At 74.3% G+C, this 21274-nt stretch carries 17 protein-coding genes and 1 tRNA gene; 6 read left to right on the top strand and 12 right to left on the bottom strand.

All coding sequences use genetic code 11. The features are described 5' to 3' along the window. Window positions 1–58: 58 nt before the first annotated feature. On the bottom strand, window positions 59–1399 hold the full coding sequence (locus BLU95_RS22165) for a DUF1254 domain-containing protein (RefSeq protein ID WP_093861565.1): 1341 nt from the start codon (window positions 1397–1399) through the stop codon (window positions 59–61). A gap of 37 nt (window positions 1400–1436) precedes the next feature. Then, entirely contained in the window at window positions 1437–2789 is a 1353-nt protein-coding gene (locus BLU95_RS22160) for a DUF1254 domain-containing protein (protein WP_231977734.1), read from the bottom strand. Between the two features lie 255 nt (window positions 2790–3044). On the opposite strand from BLU95_RS22160, the gene BLU95_RS22155 reads away from it, so the two are divergent. Then, window positions 3045–4076 (top strand): NAD-dependent epimerase/dehydratase family protein, encoded by a 1032-nt coding sequence (locus BLU95_RS22155; RefSeq protein WP_093861563.1) that lies wholly within the window; start codon window positions 3045–3047, stop codon window positions 4074–4076. Between the two features lie 176 nt (window positions 4077–4252). Here the strand turns inward: BLU95_RS22155 and BLU95_RS22150 are convergent, their stop codons facing one another. Both BLU95_RS22150 and BLU95_RS22145 read right to left on the bottom strand, forming a co-directional pair. Further along, a complete protein-coding gene (locus BLU95_RS22150) occupies window positions 4253–5302 on the bottom strand; it encodes a family 2 encapsulin nanocompartment cargo protein polyprenyl transferase (protein ID WP_093861562.1) in 1050 nt (349 codons plus the stop codon). 134 nt (window positions 5303–5436) lie between these two features. Next, window positions 5437–6864: a family 2B encapsulin nanocompartment shell protein gene (locus tag BLU95_RS22145; RefSeq protein ID WP_093861561.1), complete on the bottom strand. Its 1428-nt coding sequence runs from the start codon at window positions 6862–6864 to the stop codon at window positions 5437–5439. 359 nt (window positions 6865–7223) lie between these two features. Between BLU95_RS22145 and BLU95_RS22140 the strand changes: the two genes are divergently transcribed. Further along, entirely contained in the window at window positions 7224–8309 is a 1086-nt protein-coding gene (locus tag BLU95_RS22140; RefSeq protein WP_093861560.1) for an ATP-grasp domain-containing protein, read from the top strand. Window positions 8310–8328: 19 nt separating this feature from the next. Here BLU95_RS22140 and BLU95_RS22135 read toward each other — a convergent pair whose 3' ends face one another. The 3 genes from BLU95_RS22135 to BLU95_RS22125 form a co-directional block, all read right to left on the bottom strand. Beyond that, window positions 8329–8880: a methylated-DNA--[protein]-cysteine S-methyltransferase gene (locus BLU95_RS22135; protein WP_231977733.1), complete on the bottom strand. Its 552-nt coding sequence runs from the start codon at window positions 8878–8880 to the stop codon at window positions 8329–8331. An 88-nt stretch (window positions 8881–8968) separates the two neighbouring features. Next, window positions 8969–9205, bottom strand: a complete 237-nt coding sequence (locus BLU95_RS22130; RefSeq protein ID WP_093861558.1) for a hypothetical protein — start codon at window positions 9203–9205, stop codon at window positions 8969–8971. Between the two features lie 51 nt (window positions 9206–9256). Further along, on the bottom strand, window positions 9257–10618 hold the full coding sequence (locus BLU95_RS22125) for an MFS transporter (RefSeq protein ID WP_093861557.1): 1362 nt from the start codon (window positions 10616–10618) through the stop codon (window positions 9257–9259). Window positions 10619–10821: 203 nt separating this feature from the next. On the opposite strand from BLU95_RS22125, the gene BLU95_RS22120 reads away from it, so the two are divergent. Then, the gene (locus tag BLU95_RS22120; RefSeq protein ID WP_093861556.1) at window positions 10822–11604 is read left to right on the top strand and encodes a site-specific integrase; all 783 of its coding nucleotides are present in this window, start codon (window positions 10822–10824) and stop codon (window positions 11602–11604) included. A gap of 122 nt (window positions 11605–11726) precedes the next feature. Here BLU95_RS22120 and BLU95_RS22115 read toward each other — a convergent pair whose 3' ends face one another. Further along, window positions 11727–13229, bottom strand: coding sequence for a PKD domain-containing protein (locus tag BLU95_RS22115; protein ID WP_159424971.1), 1503 nt, complete (start codon window positions 13227–13229; stop codon window positions 11727–11729). A 177-nt stretch (window positions 13230–13406) separates the two neighbouring features. Next, window positions 13407–13480, bottom strand: a tRNA-Thr gene (locus BLU95_RS22110). Between the two features lie 319 nt (window positions 13481–13799). Between BLU95_RS22110 and BLU95_RS22105 the strand changes: the two genes are divergently transcribed. The 3 genes from BLU95_RS22105 (at window position 13800) to BLU95_RS22095 (ending at window position 16536) form a co-directional block, all read left to right on the top strand. Continuing rightward, window positions 13800–14891, top strand: coding sequence for an ABC transporter ATP-binding protein (locus tag BLU95_RS22105; RefSeq protein ID WP_093861554.1), 1092 nt, complete (start codon window positions 13800–13802; stop codon window positions 14889–14891). A 191-nt stretch (window positions 14892–15082) separates the two neighbouring features. Then, entirely contained in the window at window positions 15083–15526 is a 444-nt protein-coding gene (locus BLU95_RS22100) for a hypothetical protein (protein WP_093861553.1), read from the top strand. Window positions 15527–15756: 230 nt separating this feature from the next. Beyond that, window positions 15757–16536 (top strand): nucleotidyltransferase family protein, encoded by a 780-nt coding sequence (locus tag BLU95_RS22095; protein ID WP_173862103.1) that lies wholly within the window; start codon window positions 15757–15759, stop codon window positions 16534–16536. 156 nt (window positions 16537–16692) lie between these two features. Here BLU95_RS22095 and BLU95_RS22090 read toward each other — a convergent pair whose 3' ends face one another. The 3 genes from BLU95_RS22090 to cysS form a co-directional block, all read right to left on the bottom strand. Beyond that, a complete protein-coding gene (locus BLU95_RS22090) occupies window positions 16693–18456 on the bottom strand; it encodes a DoxX family membrane protein (protein ID WP_093861552.1) in 1764 nt (587 codons plus the stop codon). A gap of 207 nt (window positions 18457–18663) precedes the next feature. Next, window positions 18664–19659: a 23S rRNA (guanosine(2251)-2'-O)-methyltransferase RlmB gene (rlmB, locus tag BLU95_RS22085; protein WP_093861551.1), complete on the bottom strand. Its 996-nt coding sequence runs from the start codon at window positions 19657–19659 to the stop codon at window positions 18664–18666. A 140-nt stretch (window positions 19660–19799) separates the two neighbouring features. Further along, the gene (cysS, locus tag BLU95_RS22080) at window positions 19800–21194 is read right to left on the bottom strand and encodes a cysteine--tRNA ligase (RefSeq protein ID WP_093861550.1); all 1395 of its coding nucleotides are present in this window, start codon (window positions 21192–21194) and stop codon (window positions 19800–19802) included. Window positions 21195–21274 lie beyond the last annotated feature (80 nt).

The following is a 21274-nucleotide window of genomic DNA, read 5'->3' as shown; positions in this document are numbered from 1 at the left end:
AGCCGTGCTGAGCCACCGAGCCGCGCCAGCCGCCCGGGGCGGGACGTCCGGCGCCCGCCTACCGCCGGCGCAGCGGCGGGAGGCGGTACGACCCGTCCAGGGCCGCCGGGCCCGGCCGGTAGAGCCGCAGCACCGCGGTGAACGGGCCGTCGGGCACGGGCAGCCGGTTGGCGGCCCGGTCCGGGTCGGCGGGCCGTTCGCGGCACAGCCGCAGGGTCAGACCGCCGTCCGGGTCGCGGACCAGGCCGGGGGTCCGGTCGCCGATCGCGTACCGGCCGCCCGGGTCGGGCACCAGTCGGTGGCCGGGCAGGCCGTACACGGTGAGGGACCAGAAGGCCGCCACCGGCGGCAGGCCGCCCGGCGGGAAGCGGAGGGAGTACTCGTGGGCGCCGTCCAGCGGGCGGCCGTCGGCGTCCTCGCTGGTGGCCGCCGACAGCGCCTCGTAGGCGTGGCTGCCCCAGAGACCGGCCCGGGCGGCGGCGGCCCGGCTCAGGTAGGCGGCGCGGCGGTCCACGATCCGCCACTCGGGGCCGTCCAGGGTGCCCGGGCCGAGGAAGTCGACGTTGTGGTCGACCAGGTGGAGCGCCGCCCGCCATTCGCCGGCCGGGTGGTCCTCGGGCGGGCGGGTGGCGTCCTCGACCCGTTCGCGTCCGGCGGCGAGGCCGGTCGCCAGCGCGAACGTCCACTCCGGGACGGCCGCGCGGTACGGCGACGGCCCGGGGTCGAGCAGGCCGAGCGGCGCGAACCGCTGCTGGTAGTCCCGGTCGGGCCCGGCCGGGGGGAAGGCGGCCGCCCAGACCCGGAGCCGTTCGAAGAAGGCCAGCCGCTCGGGCACCTCCGGGTCCGGGGCCGGCAGTCCGGCGGCGATTCCGCCCGGCTCCATCGGTTCGAGCACCAGCCCGGCCTGGAGCGCCCGCACCCGGGGCAGGTCGTCCGGGCCTTCGCAGGCGAACCGGCCGACGAGGACGGCGACGGTCGTCGGTGCGACGATCACCCGGTCGGGGTCGGTCGGGGTGCCGTGCCACCCGGGCGGGACGACCAGCCAGGTCTGGGCGGCGGTGCCGGTGGCGCGGCTGCCGAGGTAGGCGAAGTTGGCGGTCCACGCGTCGACGAACTGCAGCACGTAATAGGCCGGTCCGGCCTCGGGCACCCGCAGCAGCTGCGGCCCCTCGGAGAGGTCCAGCGGGGCGACCGAGTAGAGGACGTCGACGTTGGCGCGGCCGAGGTCGTCCTCGGGGCCCGCGGGGCGGGCGGCGTGGGCGAAGCGGTTGAACGGGGCGGGCGGCAGGACGCCCGTACCGCCGTTGACGAAGCGGTCGAGCATGGTGAGGCCGGCCACCAGCGGATAGCCGTAGACATAGGCGTCGGCGGCCATCGCCTCCAGCTCGGGCTGGGTCATGGGGGCGTCCTTCCCGGGCCCTGCGGCGGCCCTCGGGTCAGCACGGGTCGAGCGGGGGCGGTGTCCAGCGGCCGTCGAGCACCGCCTCGTCCGGGCCGTAGACGCGCAGTACCGCGGTGAACGGGCCGTCGGGCACGGGCAGCCAGTTGGCGGCCCGGTCCGGGTCGGCGGGCCGTTCGTGGCACAGGTACAGGGTCAGACCGCCGTCCGGGTCGCGGACCAGGCCGGGGGTCCGGTCGCCGATCGCGTAGCGGTCCAGGGCGTTGTCGACCAGTCGGCGGCCGGGCAGCGAGTACACGGTGACGGACCAGAAGTAGCGGGCCGGCGGCAGCCCGTCCGGCGGGAACCGCAGCAGATGGCCGTGCCGGCTCGCGTCGGGCGGCCGTTCCCCCTCGCTGTCCGCCTGCCAGGCGCCGTACCAGGCCTCCTCGACGGGCAGCCCGTACAGGCCGGTGAGCGCGCCGACGGCCTGGTCCAGGTACCGGGTGCCGATCCGGTCGCGGGTGCCGAAGAGCCCGACCGAGGACTCGGTGCGGGCGGCGGCGCGGGCGAGTTCGGCCTTGCCGTCGGCGATGCCGCGTTCGATCTCGGCGCGGACCGCGAGGGGCAGGACGGCCGGTTCGAACTCGCCCCGGCCGTCGACGCCGAGGTCGGTCAGCCGGCCGCGCAGTTCGGTCTCGGCGGGCAGCACCGGGAAGAAGCCGAGCAGGAAGTCGAGGTAGGAGAAGAACTCGACGGTGTCCAGCGCCTCTTCGCGCCAGACCGGCCAGACCGGTTGCGGGGCCGGCTCGGGCTCCGGGGCGCCGGTGTACTCGTGCAGCGGGCGCAGCCGGTAGGCCCGCTGGATCGCCTCGAGCTCCCGGACGGCGTCGGGCGCGGCGCCGTCGGACCGGGTGCGGCCGACGATGCCGACCAGCCGGGTCGCGGCGCGGATCACGCTGCTGATGCCGGGCGGCGGCTCGCCGTGCCAGTCCGGGCCGGCCACCAGGTGGTCGGCGGCCTCCGGTCCGGTGCTCCGGGAGCCCACGAACCCGGCGTAGACGGTGTCCAGCTCGTGCACCGGCAGGACGTAGTAGCGGTCCGTCGCGGGCACCGAGAGCACCCACGGCTCGGTCCGCAGGTCGAGCCAGGCCCAGGAGTACGGGGTGTCGTTGTTGGGGGTGACGACATCCGTGTCGGCCGGGGTGAACGGGTGCGGGTAGTGCCGGAAGACGCCGAAGCCGCCGACATGGCGGGGGTCCGCGTCGTCCAGCACCTGGGTGAAGAGGGTGCGGTAGTTCTGCAGCATCGGCCAACCGCGGATCCAGGCCCGGGCGGCGGTCGCGCGGACGGTGTCCGGGTCCACGAGTGCCGGGTTGACCATGGTGCCGCTCTCCCCTGCATCGGGCATGGCGTGGATACGGGTACAAAGCGGATGCTATGCGGGTCTCCGGGGGGCGGCATCCCGGTGGCGGGCGGTCGGGGCGGCCGGGGTGGGCGGGTGCGGAGGTGCACGGACGGGGCGGAGGGGCCGGACGGGGCGGAGGGGCCGGACGCGGCGCCGGGTCCGGGGCGACAGGCGGGAGGGCGGGGTGTCCGGAGGGCGGGCCTCCGCCCAGGGCGAACGGGGGTATGCGGAGCGATCGACCGGGACAGTCTTGCCGGTATGAAGATCCTTCTGCTCGGCGGCTCCTCCTTCCTGGGTCGGGCGTTCGCCTCCGAGGCCCTGGACCGGGGCCACCGGGTCACCACCTTCAACCGCGGCCGCACGGCCGCCGACCTGCCCGGCGTCGAGGCCGTCCGCGGCGACCGCGACTCGGCCGAGGACCTGGCGCGGCTGGTCGAGGGCCGGCACTGGGACGCCGTGGTCGACACCTCGGCCCAGCAGCCCGCCCAGGCCGCCGCCACGGCCCGGCTGCTGCGCGACCGCGCCGGCCACTACACGCTGATCTCCTCCGTCCACGCCTTCGCCGACTGGCCGGCCCGGGCCGTCGACGAGACCTCGCCGCTGCACCCCTGCCCCGCCGACACCCCGCCCGGGCAGGAGTTCGGCGCCGCGCTCAAGGCCGGGTGCGAGCGCGCCGTGCTGGAGTACTTCGGTGCCGGGCGCTCGCTGGTCCTCAACAGCGGCCTGCTGATCGGCCCGTACGAGCAGGGCGGCCGGCTGCCCTGGTGGCTGGAGCGGATGGCCCGGGGCGGCCGGGTCCTGGCGCCGGGCGAGCCGGGCCGGCCGATGCAGCTGATCGACGTCCGGGACTTCGCGGCCTTCGGGCTGGACCTGCTGACGGCGGGCACCACCGGGAGCTTCCTCACCACAGCGCCGCCCGACCTGCTCACCTACGGGGAGTTCCTGGCGGGGTGCGCGGCGGTGGCCGGCGGCCCGGACGTCGAGCTGGTCTGGGTCCCGGACGAGCGGTTGCTGAAGGAGGGACCGGACAGCGTCCAGCCGTGGAGCGAACTACCGCTCTGGCTGCCCGAGGGAGCCGAGTCGGCGGGGACCTGGCGGGTCGACACCGGGCGGGCGGAGGCGGCCGGACTGCGCTGCCGGCCCTTCGCCGAGACCGCCCGGGACACCTGGGACTGGCTGCACCGGCGCGGACCGGCCGAGGACACCGAGCCGGACGGGCGCAAGCGCGGCCGGATCACGCACGGCATCGAGCCGGCGAAGGAACGGCGGCTGCTGGAGGCGTCGGCCTGACGGCGGCGGGCCCGGACCTCGGCGCCACGGCTCCGGCCCGCGTCCCGGCGTCCCGGGCCCGGCGCGCCACGGCCCCGGCGTCACGAGCCCGGTGTCACGGGCCCGGCGTCACGAGCCGGTGCGTCACAGCCCCGGGGAGAGCGGGGCGCCCGCTCCCCCGGCGGCGATGCCCGGCCTCAGTGCGTCCGGCGGGTGACCAGCTCGGCGAGCGCGAGCAGTTCGTCGGCCGCCGAGGGCTCGGGCACCGCGAGCGCCAGTTGGGACATCGCCGCCGCCATCCGCTCGCAGGACTCGCCCTGGGCCCAGGCCCGCCCGCCCGCACCCTCGACGGCGGCCGCGCAGCTCGCCAACTCCTCGGCGGTCAGCTGCCGTTCCAGCGCGTACAGCTCCGCCAGCCGGTCCCCGTCGGGCGTCCCGGAGCGGAGCGCGGCGACCACCGGCAGCGACTTCTTGCGGACCAGGAGGTCCGCGCCGACCGGCTTGCCGGTGACCTCCGGGTCCCCCCAGATGCCGATCAGGTCGTCGATCAGCTGGAAGGCCAGACCGATCTCCCGGCCGAAGCCGTCCAGCGCCTGCGCGGCCTCCGCGGAGCCGCCCCCGTAGCGGGCGCCCATCGCGCAGGCGGCGCCGAGCAGGGCGCCGGTCTTGGCCTCGGCCATCGCCAGGCACTCGGTCAGCGAGACGTCGCTGCGCTGCTCGAAGGCGCAGTCGATCTGCTGGCCCTCGCACAGCTCCACCACGCAGTCGGCCAGCCGGCGGACGGCGTCGCCCGCCACCGCGTGGCCGTCCTCCGCCAGCAGGCGCAGGGCCAGCGAGTGCATCGCGTCGCCGGCCAGGATCGCCTCGGTGGTGCCGAACACCAGCCAGGCGGTGGGGCGGTGCCGCCTGGTCTCGTCCCGGTCGATGATGTCGTCGTGCAGCAGCGTGAAGTTGTGCACCAGCTCGACGGCGGCCGCGGCGGCGGTGGCCTTGGCCGGGTCCCCGCCGAGGGCCTGGGTGGCGGCGAGCACCAGGGCGGGCCGGATGGCCTTCCCGGAGGGTGCGGCCGACGGCGAGCCGTCCGCCTCCCACCAGCCGAAGTGGTAGCCGGCCACCCGGCGCATGGTGCCGGGCAGCGAGTCCACGGCGGCCCGCAGTACCGGGTCGACCAGGGTGCGGGTGCGCGCGAGGACGTCCCGCGCCTCGTGCCCCTCACGATGGTCGCGCTCCAGCGTGAACATTCCCATGGGTCCTCCCCCTTGGTGGTACGACGGGCCGGCCCGGTGGCGGACGGGCCCTGCGGCGGGCGGGGATCGTCAGGGGTGCCGACCGGCCGGGGGTGCCCCCGGCCGGTCGGACGACGCGATCCCGGCCGCCCCGGTCAGTCCTGGCGGTGGGCGATGTCGACGTTCTCGAGCACGCCGACGGCGTCCGGCACCAGGATCGCGGCCGAGTAGTAGGCGCTCACCAGATAGGAAATGATGGCCTTCTCGTCGATTCCCATGAATCGCACCGAAAGGCTCGGCTCGACTTCATCCGGAATTCCGGTCTGGTGCAGACCGATGACACCCTGGTTCTGCTCGCCGGTGCGCATCGCGAGGACCGAGGTGGTGCTGCCGTTGACGATCGGGATCTTGTTGCACGGGAGGAGCGGAACTCCGCGCCAGCCGAGGACCTGTCGGCCCTGCAGCTCGACGGTGTCCGGGTACAGGCCGCGCCGGTTCCACTCGCGGCCGATGGCGGCGATGGCCCTCGGGTGGGCCAGGAAGAGCTTGGTGCCCCGGCGGCGGCTCAGCAGCTCGTCCATGTCGTCCGGGGTGGGCGGGCCGGAGTGGGTCTGGATCCGCTGCTCGTGGTCGGCGTTCCGGAGCAGGCCGAACTCCGGGTTGTTGATCAGCTCGTGCTCCTGGCGCTCGCGCAGCGCCTCGACGGTCAGCCGGAGCTGGTGCTCGGTCTGGTTCATCGGCTGGTTGTAGAGGTCGGCGACCCGGGAGTGCACCTTGAGCACCGTCTGGGCGACGCTGAGCTCGTACTCGCGCGGCCTGAGCTCGTAGTCCACGAAGGCGGTGGGGAGTTCGTACTCGCCGTGGTGGCCGGCCGAGAGGCCGATCGCGGCCTCGCCGTGCTTGTTCTGCGGCTGCTGGAAGCCTTCCAGGTACTCCATGATCTGCAGCTGGAGGGCGTCGGAGCGGTCGACGAGCTGCTGGAAGTCGGCCCAGCGCAGCGACAGCACGGTGCCGGCGGTGGCCGCCCGGACGGTGTACGACCAGTCGCCGCCCTCCTGCCGGACCGCCTCGTCGCCGAGGTGGTCGCCGTCGGCCAGGGTGCCGACCACGGTCTCCTCGCCGTACTTGCCCGTTCCCAACCGGTTGAGCTTGCCGTACGCGATGATGAAGACCTCGTCGATCGGCGCTCCGGCGGCGACCAGGACCTCACCCGCGGAGAACTCGCGTTGGACGAAGCGCCCGGCCAGCTCCTCCAGCACCGCGTCGTCCGGGAAGCCCCGCAGGACCGGCACCTCGCGCAGGGTCTGGGGCAGGATCCGGGCCTGGCTGCCCGTGCGGTCGAAACTCACCCGGCCGCGGCCGACGGCGTGGCGCAGCCGGCGGTTGACCCGGTAGGTGCCGCCCGAGACCTGGACCCAGGGCAGCGTCCTGAGCAGCCAACGGGGGCTGATCTCCTGCATCTGCGGCGCGGACTTGGTCGTCGTCGCCAGGTTGCGCGCGGCCGCGGTCGCGAGACTCTGCTGGTCGCGGGTCTGCGCTTCACCGCCCGGTGCAGGAATACCGACGTTGGTTTCGGTCGACATAGGGAGCCCTTCGCGTACCCGTACCCGATGAAGTGTCGCCTTGCAACTTGCAACAATCATGGTGGGCCCATTCGGAGGGCGGCCGCAATCACTCTTTCGAGTGGTCGGAATAACCGAAAAAATAGTACGAATAGAATGTCTGATCGATATTGAATCGATCAAGTGATCCAATCATTTCTGGAACGGGACGGTCCGGTTCGCCCTCCGGGTCGGCCCGCGGCGGACCCTCGACGGAGCCACCCCGCGTTCGGGCCCGTTCGACAGACCGCTAAGGTGCCACCTCAAAGGGCCACGGAGCCAGGACGAATGCGGCCGAACCAGCGCCCTTCTCCTCGTTCACCCCTGCCCTGGGAGCCCCCTTGAGCGCCCCCGTCACCGTCTGGCTCAACCGCACGTACGCCGAGAACGTGTTCTTCATCGAACAGCTGCACGCCGCCCCCCGCGCGGTCCGGGTCCACGCGACCCACGTCGATCCCGACTCCCCCGTGCTCGCCGCCGCCGACACCGCCGGCCTGGAACCCGCCGACCTCACCCCCGACGCCTACGTCGCCTACGCCCTCGACCACTGCGCCCGCCACCGCGTCGACGTGTTCGTGCCCCGGCTGCACCAGCTCGCGATATCGCTGCACCGGCACGAGTTCGAGGCCGTCGGCACCGCCCTCGCCTGCCCGCCGGCCACCGCGATCGCCGCCTTCGACAGCAAGGCCGACGGCTACGCGGCGATCGCCGCCGCCGGACTTCCCACCCCGCCCTGGTGGCTGGTGCGCACCGCCGAGGAGCTGGTCGGCGCCGTCGACCTGATCGAGGCGGCCGGTCTCACCGCCTGTCTCAAGCCCGCCTCCGGCGCCGGCGGGGAGGGCTTCCGGGTGCTCACCCGCGAGGCCTTCGGACTCCACCGGCTGGCCGGCTGGGACAGCCGCGTCCAGGTGGACCAGGTGGCCGCCGCGCTCGACCGGGCGGCCGGCGAGACCCCCGGCACCCTCGCCGACCTGCTGGTCATGCCCTACCTCGACGGCCCCGAGGTGTCCGTGGACTGCCTCGCCGACCTGGACGGCACCCTTCTGGCCGGCGTCGGCCGCAGCAAGCACCACCGCCGCCGCAGTTTCACCACCGAGCCGCGGTACCTCGAACCGGCCCGCCGGGTGGTCGAGGCCACCGGCATGTCCTACCTCTCCAATGTGCAGTTCCGGCACCTGCACGGGGAGCCGGTGGTCATCGACGTCAACACCCGCCCCTCCGGCGGACTGCACCAGCTGCGCCTGTGCGGGCTCAACCTCCCCTGGAACGCGGTGCAGTTGGCGCTCGGCGAACGCCCGGACACCGACTGGACCGGGGATCCGACGGGCATCGAGTACACCCTGGTGTCCGGCATCCAGCCGGTCCTGCCGCGCCGGCTGCCGCCGTTCGTCCCGGCCGGGCGGCCGGCCGGCGAGCTGGTGCACTGACCAGTCGTCACCGATCCGGCTACAGCGGCCCGTTCCAGTCGAGCGTCGGCTCCAGCACCCCTTCCAGGGTCAGCAGCCAGCGCTTGACGTCGATCCCGACCCGGCCGCCGCCGAAACCGCCGATCCCGTCCGCCGCCACCACCCGGTGGCAGGGCACCAGCAGCGCGACGGGATTGGCGGCCATCATCTGCCCGACCGTCCTGGCCGCCAGGCCGGGCTCCTCGACCCCGGCGAACACCCCGCTACGGGAGGCCAGTTCGCCGTAGGTGATGGTCCGCCCGTACGGCACCCCGTGGAACAGGGTCCGCAGCACCTCCCGGTGCGGGCCGGTGCTCAGGCTCCAGTCGATCGGCAGCTCCAGCTCCCGCCGCCGGCCCGCCAGGTACTCGCCGACCCGGCCGGTGACCGCGGCGATCTTCGACTCGTCGGTGCAGCGGGGCAGTTCGCCCTCCCGCCCGAGGTAGCCGACCGCCGCCACGCCCCGCGCGGTGACCCCGATGTGCAGCGGCCCGCTCGGCAGCGGCGTCTCCACCGTCAACCAGGACAACGGCGTCGCCGTACTCCCCGCCACGTCTTCCCCCCTGCTGTCCGCCGCGCCGGCCACCCGGCCCGCGCGTCATCGTACGGCGGACCGGGCGGACGCCCCGGCGCGGCGGCGGTCAGGAGCGCCGCCCCTTCAGCTCCGCGGCGACCGTCCGCGACCAGTTCGCGAGCTCGGCCCGGTCGGCGGGCATCCCCTCGCACAGCGCGGCGACCTGGGCGTCGTTGATCCGGTTCGGCCCCGGGATCTCCAGCAGGTACGCGAGCTCGTCCAGCACGGTCGCGAGCCGCACGGCGTCCGTGTGGTCCAGCGACGCGGCCGCCTCGTGGTGGCCGATGGTGAGAGAACCGGGCATGGTCTGCCTCCTCCGTTCGCCCCCGCACCACCCACGGTACGACCGCCCGCCTCACCCGGCACCCGCCGCCGACCGGACCCTCTCCACCGGCCCCGCGTCCGCCCCCGGCTCCCCGTCCCAGCCCCGGCAGCGCACGGCGCGCACCCCCAGCACCACCGCCGCGGCCAGCAGCTGCCACCCCGCGCCGAAGGCCAGCACGGCGGCCGCCCCCACCCGGTCGGCCAGCGGGCCGGCCGCCGCCAGACCCAGCGGCCCCAGTACGAAGGCGCCCAGCCCACCGAACGCCGTCACCCGCGCCAGCACCTCGGCCGGCACCCAGCGCTGCATCGTGGACTCGTACAGCGAGCCGCAGACCGCCGAACCGGCCCCCGCCACCAGCGCCGCCGCGACCGTCCAGCCCAGCGGCAGCCCCGCCGCGAGCGAGGCCGAGGGCAGCGCCCAGCCGAGGGTCGCCACCGTCGCCACCGCCAGCGGCCGCCCGGGCCGGCGCCCGAGCATCAGCAGCCCGGCCAGCACCGCCCCGACCCCGTACACGCCCATCACCAGGCCCCAGGCCCGCGCGCCGCCCAGCTCCCGCTGCGCGGTGAGCGGGCCGAGCACCAGGAAGGGCGCCCAGACCAGCAGGTTGAACAGCCCCATCTGCACGGTGGTCACCCAGAGCCAGCGCCGGGAACGGAACGCGCTCCAGCCGTTGCGGAGATCGGCGACCGTCGAGTGCTCGCGGTCGGCCGCCCCGGCCTCCCTCCCCGCTTTCCCCGCCTTCCCCGCCTTCCCTGCCTTCCCCGCCTTCCCCGCTGCGCCCGGCGGAGCGACGGACAGCCGGGCCAGCGCGAGCGCGCCGACCCCGTACGTCACCGCGTCGATCGCCAGCACCGCCCCCGGCCCGTATCCCGCCGTGATCACGCCCGCGAGCGCCGGGCCGGCCACCGTCGACACCGAACGCGCCAGCCCCAGCAAGGTGTTGGCGTCCGGCCGCCGCTCCTCGTCACGGACCAGCGCGGGCACCAGCGCACCCAGCGAGGGCAGGAACACCCCCTCGCCCAGGCCCCAGACGGCGACCAGCGCCACCATCGCCCAGAGCCGCGCGTGCCCGGTGAGCAGCAGCACCGCGAAGGCACCCTGCACCGCGCAGCGCAGCACGTCGGCGGCGAGCATCACCCGGCGGCTGCCCAGCCGGTCGGCCACCACCCCGCCGAACAGCATCACCAGCACGATCGGCAGGATCCGGGCGGCCATCACCCAGCCCAGCTCCGTCCCGCCGCCCCCGCTGCCGAGCACCGCGAAGGCCACCGCCACGGGCGCCATGGAGGAGCCGACCAGCGAGGTCGCGTAGCCGACGAAGAACCACCTGAAGTCGCGTTCGCCCAGCACGGCCGACCGGCCCGTGCGGCGGATTCCCGCATCCACTGCCATGGGCGGCAAGTCTGGTCGCGGCAGGACTGCCGGACAAGACTTTCCGAGCGAAAACTTGAGCCGGTACCCATCAATTTTCGCCCAGCCGTCCGGTGCCGCGGTAAAACCCCCAAAAATCCTTCTCCACCTGCTGTTTACTGCGCCTGAGAGCTACCATCGACCCACCTTCACCGCTTCGTTTTACTGCGGAAAGCGAGCATCCGATGCCCCAACTCCCACCCGTCGAGTACGCGGTCGCCGTCGACCGCTACCTGGCCGCCTCCGGGCTCGGCGCCGGCTCCCGCCGGATCTACCGGATCGCCCTCGACACCTGGGCCTGGGCCCTCGCCGACCGGCCCGCCCCGGCCGGCCCCGACCGCCGCCGGGCCGAGCCGCCCGTCCTCCCGCTCGCGCTGCTCGACCACCCCGACTGCGCCGGCCGGCTACGGACCGCCGTCGCCCGCCGCTCCACCGGCACCGACCCGCGCACCCTCAACCGCGAGCTCTCCACCCTGCGCGCCGCCGTCAGCTGGTGGCGCGCCCAGGGCTGGATCCGCACCGACCCCGCCGAGGGCCTGCGCCCCCGCCCGCTGCCTGGCCCCGAGCACGGCCCCGGCCCGCTCACCGCCGAGCAGCTGCGCGCCCTGTTCGCCCTGCGCGTCCCGCTCCGCGAGCAGCTCCTCTGGCACCTCCTCCACGAGAGCGGCGCGCCCGTCGAGACCGTGCTCGCCCTGGACGTCGACGACCTCGACCTCCCGCAGCGCCGCACCCGCCCCCCGGCCCCGCCCCTGACCTGGCAGGCCGGCACCGCCCGGCTGCTCCCGCTCCACCTCGCCGGCCGCCCCACCGGCCCGCTCCTCCTCACCGACCGCCGCGCCCCGGCCACCACCCCCGCCGCCGACCGCTGCCCCCACACCGGCCGCGCCCGCCTCTCCTACCGCCGCGCCGCCGAGCTGTTCACCACCCACGCCCCCGGCCACACCCTGCGCCGGCTCCGGCAGCGCTGACGGCACCGGCCGGCTCCGGCCGCCGACCGGCACCCGGAACGCGAAGAGCCCCGAACCGGCGGCCGGTTCGGGGCTCCCACTGCGCCTCGGCGCGCCCGGGCGGGCCGCCGGGCTCGGGGTCACTACGCCGTGTAGCCCTGGAGGTCGACGACCACATCCGTCGATCCCGCGTTGTTGTACACCTCGATGAAGCCTTCGGAATCCACCGGCACCAGCGCGACGTTGGGCACGGTGGCACCGGGGGTGACATTGACGTTCGAGGCGTCGGTCCAGTCACTGCCCGGCATGGAGACCTTCAGCCAGCTGTCCTGGGTGGCGTTGGTCGCGGTCAGGTTGACCATGACCGCCGAGACGCCGTCGGGCACACCGCCCACGCCCTTGACCTTCACCTTGAGGGTCTCCCGCTCCCCCAGCGCCCCGTGGGAGACCCGGGTGTCCACCACCCGGGTCGGCGCGGTGACGACGACCGGCTTGACGTCGGCGTTCGAAATGGCGCTCGCGTAGTAGCCCTGGATGTCGGTCAGCAGGTTCACCTCGCCGACGTGGTTGTAGTACGTGATGGTGCCGTTGGCGTTGACCGGTGCGGACAGGTGGTTGGCGACGGTCTGCCCCACGGCGAAGTTGAGGCTGGACGTCGTCGGGTGGGCATTGGCCGGCGCGACCGTGATGTAGCTGCTCGCGGTGCCCTCGGTGGCAGTGAGGTTGACGACCGCGATCCGGGCGTCGGTGGGGAGGAGCCCCGGACCGTGCACCTTGGTGGTCATCAGCTCGCCCGCCGCCAGCGGCCGGGGGTGACCGCCGGTCCCGGTGCGGGTGTCGAGGACACGGACGGCGTTCCGGGTCGTGCCCAGCCGCACCGAGGCGCTCCTCGGTTCGGGGGTGTAGTAGCCCAGGATGTCGACCACCAGGTCGGCCTCCCCGGCATTGTTGTAGAACGAGACGCTGCCGTCCTCGGCCAGCGGCACCAGTACGGCGTTCGCGACGTCCCGGCCCGGCACGGCGTTCACGTTGGACGCCGTCGGCACCTCCCCACCCGCGAAGGCGGTGACGTGCGTGGGCTCGGTGGCATTGGTGACCGTCAGGTTGAGCATCACCGCGGTGACGGGGCGGTCGGTCGGTACCCCGGTGACACCGTTGACACCGGTGACCTGGAGCTTCAGCACGCCGCGCGGGCCGAGCTGGCCGACCGGAGCGCCCTGACCGGTGCGGGTGTCGAGGTACCTCGTGGGGTAGTACAGCGGCACATAGCTGCTGCCGACGGTGACGGAGCGCGAGACCGTGCCCGTACGGCCCTTGTCGTCCGTGATCGTACGGGTCACCGTGTACGTGCCGGCCCGGGCGTAGTCGTGGGAGTACGAGGACTGGGGCGCCTCGGCCGCGTTCACGACCGTGCCGTCGCCGAAGTCGAGCGTGTTGGCGACGACCGGATCGGCGCTCTCGGCGGGCCCGCCCGTGCTCGCGACCGCCCGGAGCGGCCGGTCCGCCTCCGCGTACCCGGGACGGAAGACGTTGACCGTCAGATTCGGCTGCAACGACGACTCGGCATGGGCGGGTGCCGCCAGCGGCAGCCCGCCGAGGGCCGAAACAGCAAGGACAGCAGCACCGACGGTACGTGTACTACGCACAGGTTCCCCTCCGAACGATCTTGACGACAGCTCGGATCCTGCCAGACCGCTCCGACAACCCGGGCAGTGGTGTCCGCAGAGCGAGAAGGGCGGTACCCACCGACCGACGAGCGCGCGCCGGAGACGGCGAAGCCCCGAACCGGGGACCGGTCCGGGGCTTCGCCACACTCGCGCCGGAGCCCCCTGTCGGATTCGAACCGACGACCTACGCTTTACAAGAGCGGTGCTCTGGCCAGCTGAGCTAAGGAGGCATGGTGACCGTCCGCGACGGATCACGGCGGCACCGGGGGCAGTCTACCGGGCGTGGAGCGGGCGGTGTGGGGATATCCGGGCTCGGGCGGCCAGGGGTCGGTGGTGAGCCGAGGGCCGGGGCGGGCGGGGCGGGCGTGATGGAACCGATGCCGAAATCCGGCCGTCGAGGGGCTGACAAGCGGCGTACACGCAGGTAGCGTCGCCCGGAGCCGGATTCGTACAGAGGTTCAGACCACCCCTGGGAACCGGCCGAATGCAGTCCCCCACCCTTTACTCGGATCGTCCGGCACGTTCCTGCCGGTGAAGGAGAGTTCAGCCATGGCTTCTGTGACGTTCGACCAGGCGACCCGTGTCTACCCCGGGGCGACCACCCCCTCGGTCGACGCCCTGGACCTGCAGATCGAGCACGGCGAGTTCCTCGTCCTGGTCGGCCCCTCCGGTTGCGGCAAGTCCACCAGCCTCCGCATGCTGGCCGGGCTCGAGGACGTCAACAGCGGCGCCATCCGCATCGGCGACCGCGACGTGACCCACCTGCCGCCGAAGGACCGGGACATCGCGATGGTGTTCCAGAACTACGCGCTGTACCCGCACATGACCGTCGCGGAGAACATGGGCTTCGCGCTCAAGATCGCGGGCGTCAACAAGTCCGAGATCCGCACCAAGGTCGAAGAGGCCGCCAAGATCCTCGACCTCACCGACTACCTGGACCGCAAGCCGAAGGCGCTCTCCGGCGGCCAGCGCCAGCGTGTCGCGATGGGCCGCGCGATCGTCCGCGAGCCCCAGGTCTTCCTGATGGACGAGCCGCTGTCCAACCTGGACGCCAAGCTCCGCGTCTCGACCCGCACCCAGATCGCCGGCCTGCAGCGCCGCCTGGGCATCACCACCGTCTACGTGACCCACGACCAGACCGAGGCGCTCACCATGGGCGACCGCGTCGCGGTCCTCAAGGGCGGCGTCCTGCAGCAGGTCGACACCCCGCGCAACATGTACGACCGGCCGTCCAACCTCTTCGTGGCCGGCTTCATCGGCTCGCCCGCGATGAACCTGGTCGAGGTGCCGCTGGTGGACGGCGGCGTGAAGTTCGGCGGCTCGGTCGTCAACATCTCCCGCGAGGACCTGGCCGGCGCCGGCTCCGACAAGAACGTGACCGTGGGCATCCGTCCCGAGCACTTCGAGATCGTCCCCGGCGGCGGCATCGAGGGCGTCGCGGTCACCGTCAACGTGGTCGAGGAGCTCGGCTCGGACGGCTTCGTCTACGGCACCACCAAGATCGGCGGCGAGGACAAGGACCTGGTCGTCCGCGTGCACGGCCGCCAGATCCCGGCCCGCGGCGAGACGATCCACGTCGTGCCCGTCGCCAACGAGACCCACGTGTTCTCCAGCAGCACCGGCGCCCGCCTCTCCAGCTGAGCCACGGCGGGCCACCGCCCGCGGCACGGAGCCCCGTCCGACCGTCACCCGGTCCGGCGGGGCTCCCGCCGCTCCGGGCCACTCCGACGGACGACGGCGTCAACCCGGTGACGGGACGAACCAGGACACCGTGTCACTCGATGGTGTAACGGAGGGCGATCCGGGCCCTACCCACCGCTACTCTCCTGTGCGTGAAGCAGCTAGTTCGCCGCATCGGCCAGACCGTCGCCCTCACCCTGCCCGTCGTCCTGGTGACCACCGGCACCCTCGCCGTGACCAGGGTCCCGTGGGCCCCGCCCACGTCGCTGGACCAGCAGGTCGTGGCGGCGTCCAGCGGGGACGGCGCGGGGATCGGCCGGACCGCCACCACCGCCACGACGTCCGACGGGCTCGCCCCGCAGGACGCGCTGCGCGTCGCGCTCATGGACGAGCTGCGGGCCCACAACCCGGGCAGCGCGCTCGACCTGCTGGAGCGCGCGATGCGCGAGCAGCCCGCGCTGACCCCCTACTGCAGCTCGCTCGCCACCGAGCTCGGCAAGGCGGCGGTGCGCAAGTACCAGGGCGACGTCCAGCGGGCCCGGACCTTCGCCCGCGCGGTCTGCGACGGCTCGTTCGCCGCCGGCGCGGCGGGCTGACCGGACCGGGAGCCCCCGGCAGCCACCCGGGAAGCCCGGCCGTCGTCCGTCCGGTGCCCACCGGGGCCGGGGCACGACGGCGGACCGGCGCAGGACCTGGGCAGGACCGGGGCAAGGGCAAGGGCAGCGAGTCCGGGCAGGCCCGGTGGCGGGACCGCCACCGGGCCGCGGGCACGGCCGGACGCACCGGGCGGACCTCCCGCCCGGCCCGGCACGCCTATTGTTCAGCCATGACCGCTGACTCCGGCCCCACGGCCGCTCCCCAGCCCGCTCCCGCCATCGGCCCGGTGCCGGTGACCCAGGCCGTCATCCTGGCCGGCGGCCAGGGCTCCCGGCTGCGCCCCTACACGGACGACCGCCCCAAGCCGCTGGTCGAGATCCCGGGCACGGGCATCCCGATCCTGGGCCACCAGCTCGCCTGGCTGGCCGCCGAGGGCGTCACCGACGCGGTCATCTCCTGCGGCCACCTGGCCGACGTGCTGGAGGACTGGCTCGACCGGGCCGAACTGCCGCTGCGGGTCCGCACGGTGGTCGAGGCCGAGCCGCTCGGCCGGGGCGGCGGCCTCAAGTACGCCGCCAAGGCGCTGCCCCGCCCCGACGAACCCTGGTACGCCACCAACGGCGACATCTGGACCAGGTTCAGCCTGCGCGACATGGCCGCCTTCCACCACGAGCGGGACGCCGTCGCGACGCTCGCGCTGGCCCGGCCGCGGATCCCGTGGGGCGCGGTGGAGACCGACCAGTTCGGCAACGTCCTCGACTTCATCGAGGCCCCGCCCTCGCCGTTCCTCATCAACGCCGGCCTCTACGTCTTCGGCCCGGACTTCGCCGAGCTGCTGCCGGACGTGGGCGACCACGAGCGGACCACCTTCCCGCAGCTGGCCCGCAGCAAGCGGCTGGCCGGCTACCAACTGCCGCAGGGCGTCTACTGGCGGGCCATCGACACCGCGAAGGACCTCACCGAGGCCGCCAAGGAGCTCGCCGGGGGCGCCGGCCGCGCCCCGCAGTAGGGCGGGCCCGGGCGGAGCGCCCCGACGCGCCGCGCCGACGCGCTGCCCCGACGCGCTCCGCCGAACCGCTCCACGCACGACGGCGACCGGCCGGGTACTCCCCCACGGAGCACCCGGCCGGTCGCCGTTCCCGGGCCGGTTCCCCCGGCCCGCCCGTCAGGTCGCCGTGGCCGGCTCCGGACGGGAGCCGCGGGCGCCGCCGCCGGACAGCTCGGCCAGCGGCGCGCTGCCCAGCACCCCGCCCAGCAGTCCCGAACCGCCCGGGGAGGCGCCGGACCCGCTCGGGGTACCGCCGGTCCCGGTGCTCGGGGCCGGCTTCGGCGCCGTCCCGGTCCCGGCCGCCGGGGCCGCGGGCGTGGCGCGCTGCGCGGGTGTCGACCCGGCCGGGGCGGGCGCGGCCGGCGGCGCGGAGGCCGCCGGAGCGGCCGGCGGGGCCGTGCCGGTCTCCGGCTTCGCCGAGGACTTCGCCTTGCCGCTCGGGGTGGCCGGGGCCGCCTTCGGCGAGGACGGCGTGCCGGACGGCGCGGCGGTGGTGGCCGCGGCACTCGGCGCGGCCGGCCGGGACGGGGCCGGCGAGGGTACCGATCCGGCCGGGGTCCTGCCGCCGGGGGTCACCGACGGTCCGCCGCTCGGCCAGACCGGTGTGCCGAAATCGGTGGCGGGCCGGGACGGCGCCGGGTGCGGCCGGGCGCCGGTGCGGACCGCTCCGCCCAGCATCGAGCCGAGCAGCAGCGTCAGACCGACCACGGCCGCGGTGACCACGGCGCCGCGCCGCAGCACCCGGCGGCGCAGCGCGGCCGGCGCGCCCGCGCCGTACCGCCGCCAGGCCTCCAGGTTGAGCCGCCCGTCCAGCGAGGCGAACGGCGCCCCGGCGATCAGCAGCGGGCTCCACGCGGCCAGGAAGATCAGGTCGGGCGTGTCGTACACCGGCACGGCCCGCCAGCTCACCGTGAACAGCAGCACGGCGGACAGCGCCATCGCCGCCCCGGCCGCGAGCCGCTGCCAGAGCCCGAGCAGGGTGAGCACGCCGACCACGATCTCGGTGAACGACACCACCAGACCGGAGCCGACCGGGTGCGCCATCGCGAAGGCCAGCAGCGGCTCGGCGACCTTCCAGGGGTGCAGCGAGGACAGCCAGCGCATCATCGAGCCGCGCTCGCCGCCGTCGAAGTACACCGGGTCGCAGAGCTTGCTGAACCCGGCGTAGACGGAGAGCGAGCCGAGCACCGCGCGCAGCGGCAGCAGCACCAGACCGAGGTCCACCCGGCGGCCGGGGTACCAGGGCTGCTTGCCCTCGGCCCCGGCGGCCGAGACCTCGGGCAGCTCACCGCTGGGCGTCCAGCCCTGCGGCGCGCCGACCGGTCCGACGCCGCCCTCGGTGGCGGTGCCGTCGCCCTCGCGCGGCTGGCGCGGCACCGTCCGGGCGCCGCCGTACGGCGGGACCAGCAGGGTGTCCGCGTCCGCCGGCGAGCCGCCGGAGCGGCCGCCGCCGCGGCCGCCGACCCCGGCCGGGACGCCGCCCAGCCGGACGGCCTCCAGCAGCCGGGTGGCCGCGACGTCGTCCGGCCGCGCCTCGCCGGTCCAGGTGACCGCGGTGACCCGCCCCTTGCGGCGCGGTGGCGCCCCGGCGAGCGCCGACACGTCGCCGACGGGGACGACCACCTGCGGGGTGACCGACGGGCGGCGGATCAGGCCCTGGCTGCCGTACGGGTCGCCGAAAGCGGCGCCGGTGGACAGCAGTCCGGCCGGGGCGTCGATCAGCGGCGCCACCGGGGTGCCGAGCCGGAGCCGGAAGCTCGCCTGGGTGCTGCTGAGGCGTGCCGGGTCCGACGGCACCTTGACGGTGTTGAGGCCGGGGCCCGCTTCTATCCCGGTGCTGCCACCGCCCAGGAGCGGGCGCCGAGGTGTTCTGGTGTCCACGCCCGTCTAACCGGGTGACACCCGGTTAGGACACTCTCCCGAGTGGATATCGGGAGTCCCCTTGAAGTGATCATGAGAAAAGCGATCGGATCCGGGCGGATCCGATCGCTTTCCATTGATTGCGGGCGGACGGTGGGCGGTTCCGGAGAACGCCTTGCGCCGAGCACCCGCCGTGTGCGGCTACCGCCGGCCGGACCCGGGGGTGGGTCAGCCGACCTTGCGGCGCAGCCGGGCCGCCTCGTACAGGACGACGCCCGCCGCGACACCGGCGTTCAGCGACTCGGTGAGCCCGGACATCGGGATCCGCACCAGCACGTCGCAGGTCTCCGCAACGAGCCGGGACAGGCCCTTGCCCTCGCTGCCCGCGACGATCACCACCGGCCCGGTCAGCACCTCCAGGTCGCCGATCTCGGCCTCGCCGTCGGCGGCCAGGCCGACCACGGTCAGACCGGCCTTCTGGTACGCCTCCAGGGCGCGGGTGAGGTTGGTGGCGCGGGCGACGGGCAGCCGGGCCGCGGCGCCCGAGGAGGTCTTCCAGGCACCGGCGGTCATACCGGCCGCCCGGCGCTCCGGGATCACCACGCCGTGCGCGCCGAAGGCGGCGGCGGAGCGGACCACGGCGCCCAGGTTGCGGGAGTCGGTCACCCCGTCCAGCGCCACGATCAGCGCGTCGTCGCCGGAGTCCGCGGCCCCGTCCAGCAGGTCGTCGGGGTGGGCGTACTCGTACGGCGGGACCTGGAGCACCAGGCCCTGGTGGTTCATCCCGCCGGTCATCTGGTCCAGCTGCGGGCGCGGGGCCTCCATCAGCGGGATGCCGCGGTCGTTGGCGGCCTGGAAGGCGTCGCGGACCCGGTCGTCGGTGTCGATGAACTGCTGGACGTACAGCGCGTTGGCCGGCACGTCGCCCTGCAGGGCCTCGACCACCGAGTTGCGGCCGAAGACCAGCTCGGCGGAGCCGGCGCCGCCGCGGCCGCCCCGGCCGCCGGCACCGGACCGGCGCATGCCGGCGCGGGCCTTGGCGTCCCGCTCGCGCTTGATCGCGGCGTTGGCGGCCCGCTGCTTCGGGTGCCCCTTGCGCTCCGCGCCGGGCGGCGTCGGGCCCTTGCCCTGCAGTGCCTTCCGGCTGTGGCCGCCGGTACCGACACTCGCGCCCTTCTTCGACCCGGGGTTGCGGCGGTTCCTGCGCTGGCTGTTGCCGGCCATGGCTGTACTTCCTGTCTGTCTGTCCGGCATGGCCGGCCGCGCCGGCTCGGGCCGGTGCGGTCGACGGCATGCGTTCCGTCATGCGGGAGGGCCGCACCGGTCCGGTACGGCCCACCGCTCACCCCTCGGTCACCCGGGGGTTACTGGCTGTTGATCGTCCAGCGCGGGCCGGACGGGGTGTCCTCGATCGCCAGCCCGGCCAGGCCGAGCTGGTCGCGGATGGCGTCCGCGGTCGCGAAGTCCTTGCGGGCCCTGGCCGCCTGGCGCTGCTCCAGGACCAGGTGGACCAGCGAGTCGACGACGCCGTGCAGGTCCTCGCCGCGCTCCGTCCCGGCCCACCGCGGGTCGAGCGGGTCGAGTCCCAGTACTCCGAGCATCGCACGGACCTCGGCCAATCGCGCCACCGCGTTCTCCTTGTCGTCCGCGGTGAGGGCGCTGTTGCCCTGGCGGACGGCGGTGTGCACGACCGCGAGCGCCTGCGGCACGCCCAGGTCGTCGTCCATCGCCTCGGCGAAGGCCGGCGGCACCTCGGGCGCCGCGTCGACCGTGCCGCAGCGCTCCACGGCGCGCTGGATGAAGCCCTCGATGCGGCCGAATCCCGCCTCGGCCTCGCGCAGCGACTCCTCGCTGTACTCGATCATCGAGCGGTAGTGCGGGGCGGAGAGGTAGTAGCGGAGCACGATCGGCCGCCAGCGGCGGACCATCTCGGAGACCAGCACCGAGTTGCCGAGCGACTTGCTCATCTTCTCGCCGGCCATGGTGACCCAGGCGTTGTGCACCCAGAAGCCGGCGAACGCGTCGCCGAAGGCCTTGGACTGGGCGATCTCGTTCTCGTGGTGCGGGAAGATCAGGTCGAGGCCGCCGCCGTGGATGTCGAAGGCCTCGCCCAGGTACTTGTGGGCCATCGCCGAGCACTCCAGGTGCCAGCCCGGACGGCCTCTGCCCCACGGGGTGTCCCAGCTGGGCTCGCCCGGCTTGGCCGCCTTCCACATCGCGAAGTCGCGCGGGTCGCGCTTGCCGGTCTCGCCCTCGCCGCTGGGCTGCTGGAGGTTCTCCAGCTTCTGGTTGGAGAGCGCGAGGTAGTCGGGGTAGGACTTCACGTCGAAGTAGACGTTGCCCTCCGCCGCGTAGGCGTGGCCCTTCTCGATGAGTCCGCGCATCATCTCGACCATCTCGGGGATGTGCCCGGTGGCCCGCGGCTCGACGGTCGGGCGCAGGCAGCCCAGCGCGTCGTAACCGTCGTTGAAGGCACGCTCGTTCTCGTAGGCGATCTGCCACCACGGCGTGCCGAGCTCGCGCTCCTTGGCGATGATCTTGTCGTCGATGTCGGTGACGTTCCGGGCGAAGGTCACCTGGTAGCCGCGGTAGGCGAACCACCGCTGCATCACGTCGAAGTTGAGGTAGGACCGGATGTGCCCGATGTGTGGCGCCGACTGGACGGTAGCGCCGCACAGGTAGATCGAGACACAACCCGGTACAAGCGGGACGAAGTCGCGTACCTGGCGGGTGCTGGTGTCGTACAGGCGAATGCTCACAGCGTCAAGCGTAGTGGGCAGCAGGGGGTGCCTCGCGACATTCCGAAATGTCAAGACCGCGGCGGATGCTTTTCCGCCGG

It is taken from the genome of Streptomyces sp. TLI_053 (assembly GCF_900105395.1).
Classification (GTDB): domain Bacteria; phylum Actinomycetota; class Actinomycetes; order Streptomycetales; family Streptomycetaceae; genus Kitasatospora.
This window is presented reverse-complemented; position numbering and strand designations above follow the sequence as displayed.

What these genes read in the sequence shown, in the direction of transcription:
- BLU95_RS22165 (WP_093861565.1), bottom strand. Translation starts at nt 1,399, where the DNA reads ATGACCCAGCCCGAGCTGGAGGCGATGGCCGCCGACGCCTATGTCTAC.
- BLU95_RS22160 (WP_231977734.1), bottom strand. Translation starts at nt 2,789, where the DNA reads ATGCCCGATGCAGGGGAGAGCGGCACCATGGTCAACCCGGCACTCGTG.
- BLU95_RS22155 (WP_093861563.1), top strand. Translation starts at nt 3,045, where the DNA reads ATGAAGATCCTTCTGCTCGGCGGCTCCTCCTTCCTGGGTCGGGCGTTC.
- BLU95_RS22150 (WP_093861562.1), bottom strand. Translation starts at nt 5,302, where the DNA reads ATGGGAATGTTCACGCTGGAGCGCGACCATCGTGAGGGGCACGAGGCG.
- BLU95_RS22145 (WP_093861561.1), bottom strand. Translation starts at nt 6,864, where the DNA reads ATGTCGACCGAAACCAACGTCGGTATTCCTGCACCGGGCGGTGAAGCG.
- BLU95_RS22130 (WP_093861558.1), bottom strand. Translation starts at nt 9,205, where the DNA reads ATGCCCGGTTCTCTCACCATCGGCCACCACGAGGCGGCCGCGTCGCTG.
- BLU95_RS22125 (WP_093861557.1), bottom strand. Translation starts at nt 10,618, where the DNA reads ATGGCAGTGGATGCGGGAATCCGCCGCACGGGCCGGTCGGCCGTGCTG.
- BLU95_RS22120 (WP_093861556.1), top strand. Translation starts at nt 10,822, where the DNA reads ATGCCCCAACTCCCACCCGTCGAGTACGCGGTCGCCGTCGACCGCTAC.
- BLU95_RS22105 (WP_093861554.1), top strand. Translation starts at nt 13,800, where the DNA reads ATGGCTTCTGTGACGTTCGACCAGGCGACCCGTGTCTACCCCGGGGCG.
- BLU95_RS22095 (WP_173862103.1), top strand. Translation starts at nt 15,757, where the DNA reads ATGACCGCTGACTCCGGCCCCACGGCCGCTCCCCAGCCCGCTCCCGCC.
- rlmB (WP_093861551.1), bottom strand. Translation starts at nt 19,659, where the DNA reads ATGGCCGGCAACAGCCAGCGCAGGAACCGCCGCAACCCCGGGTCGAAG.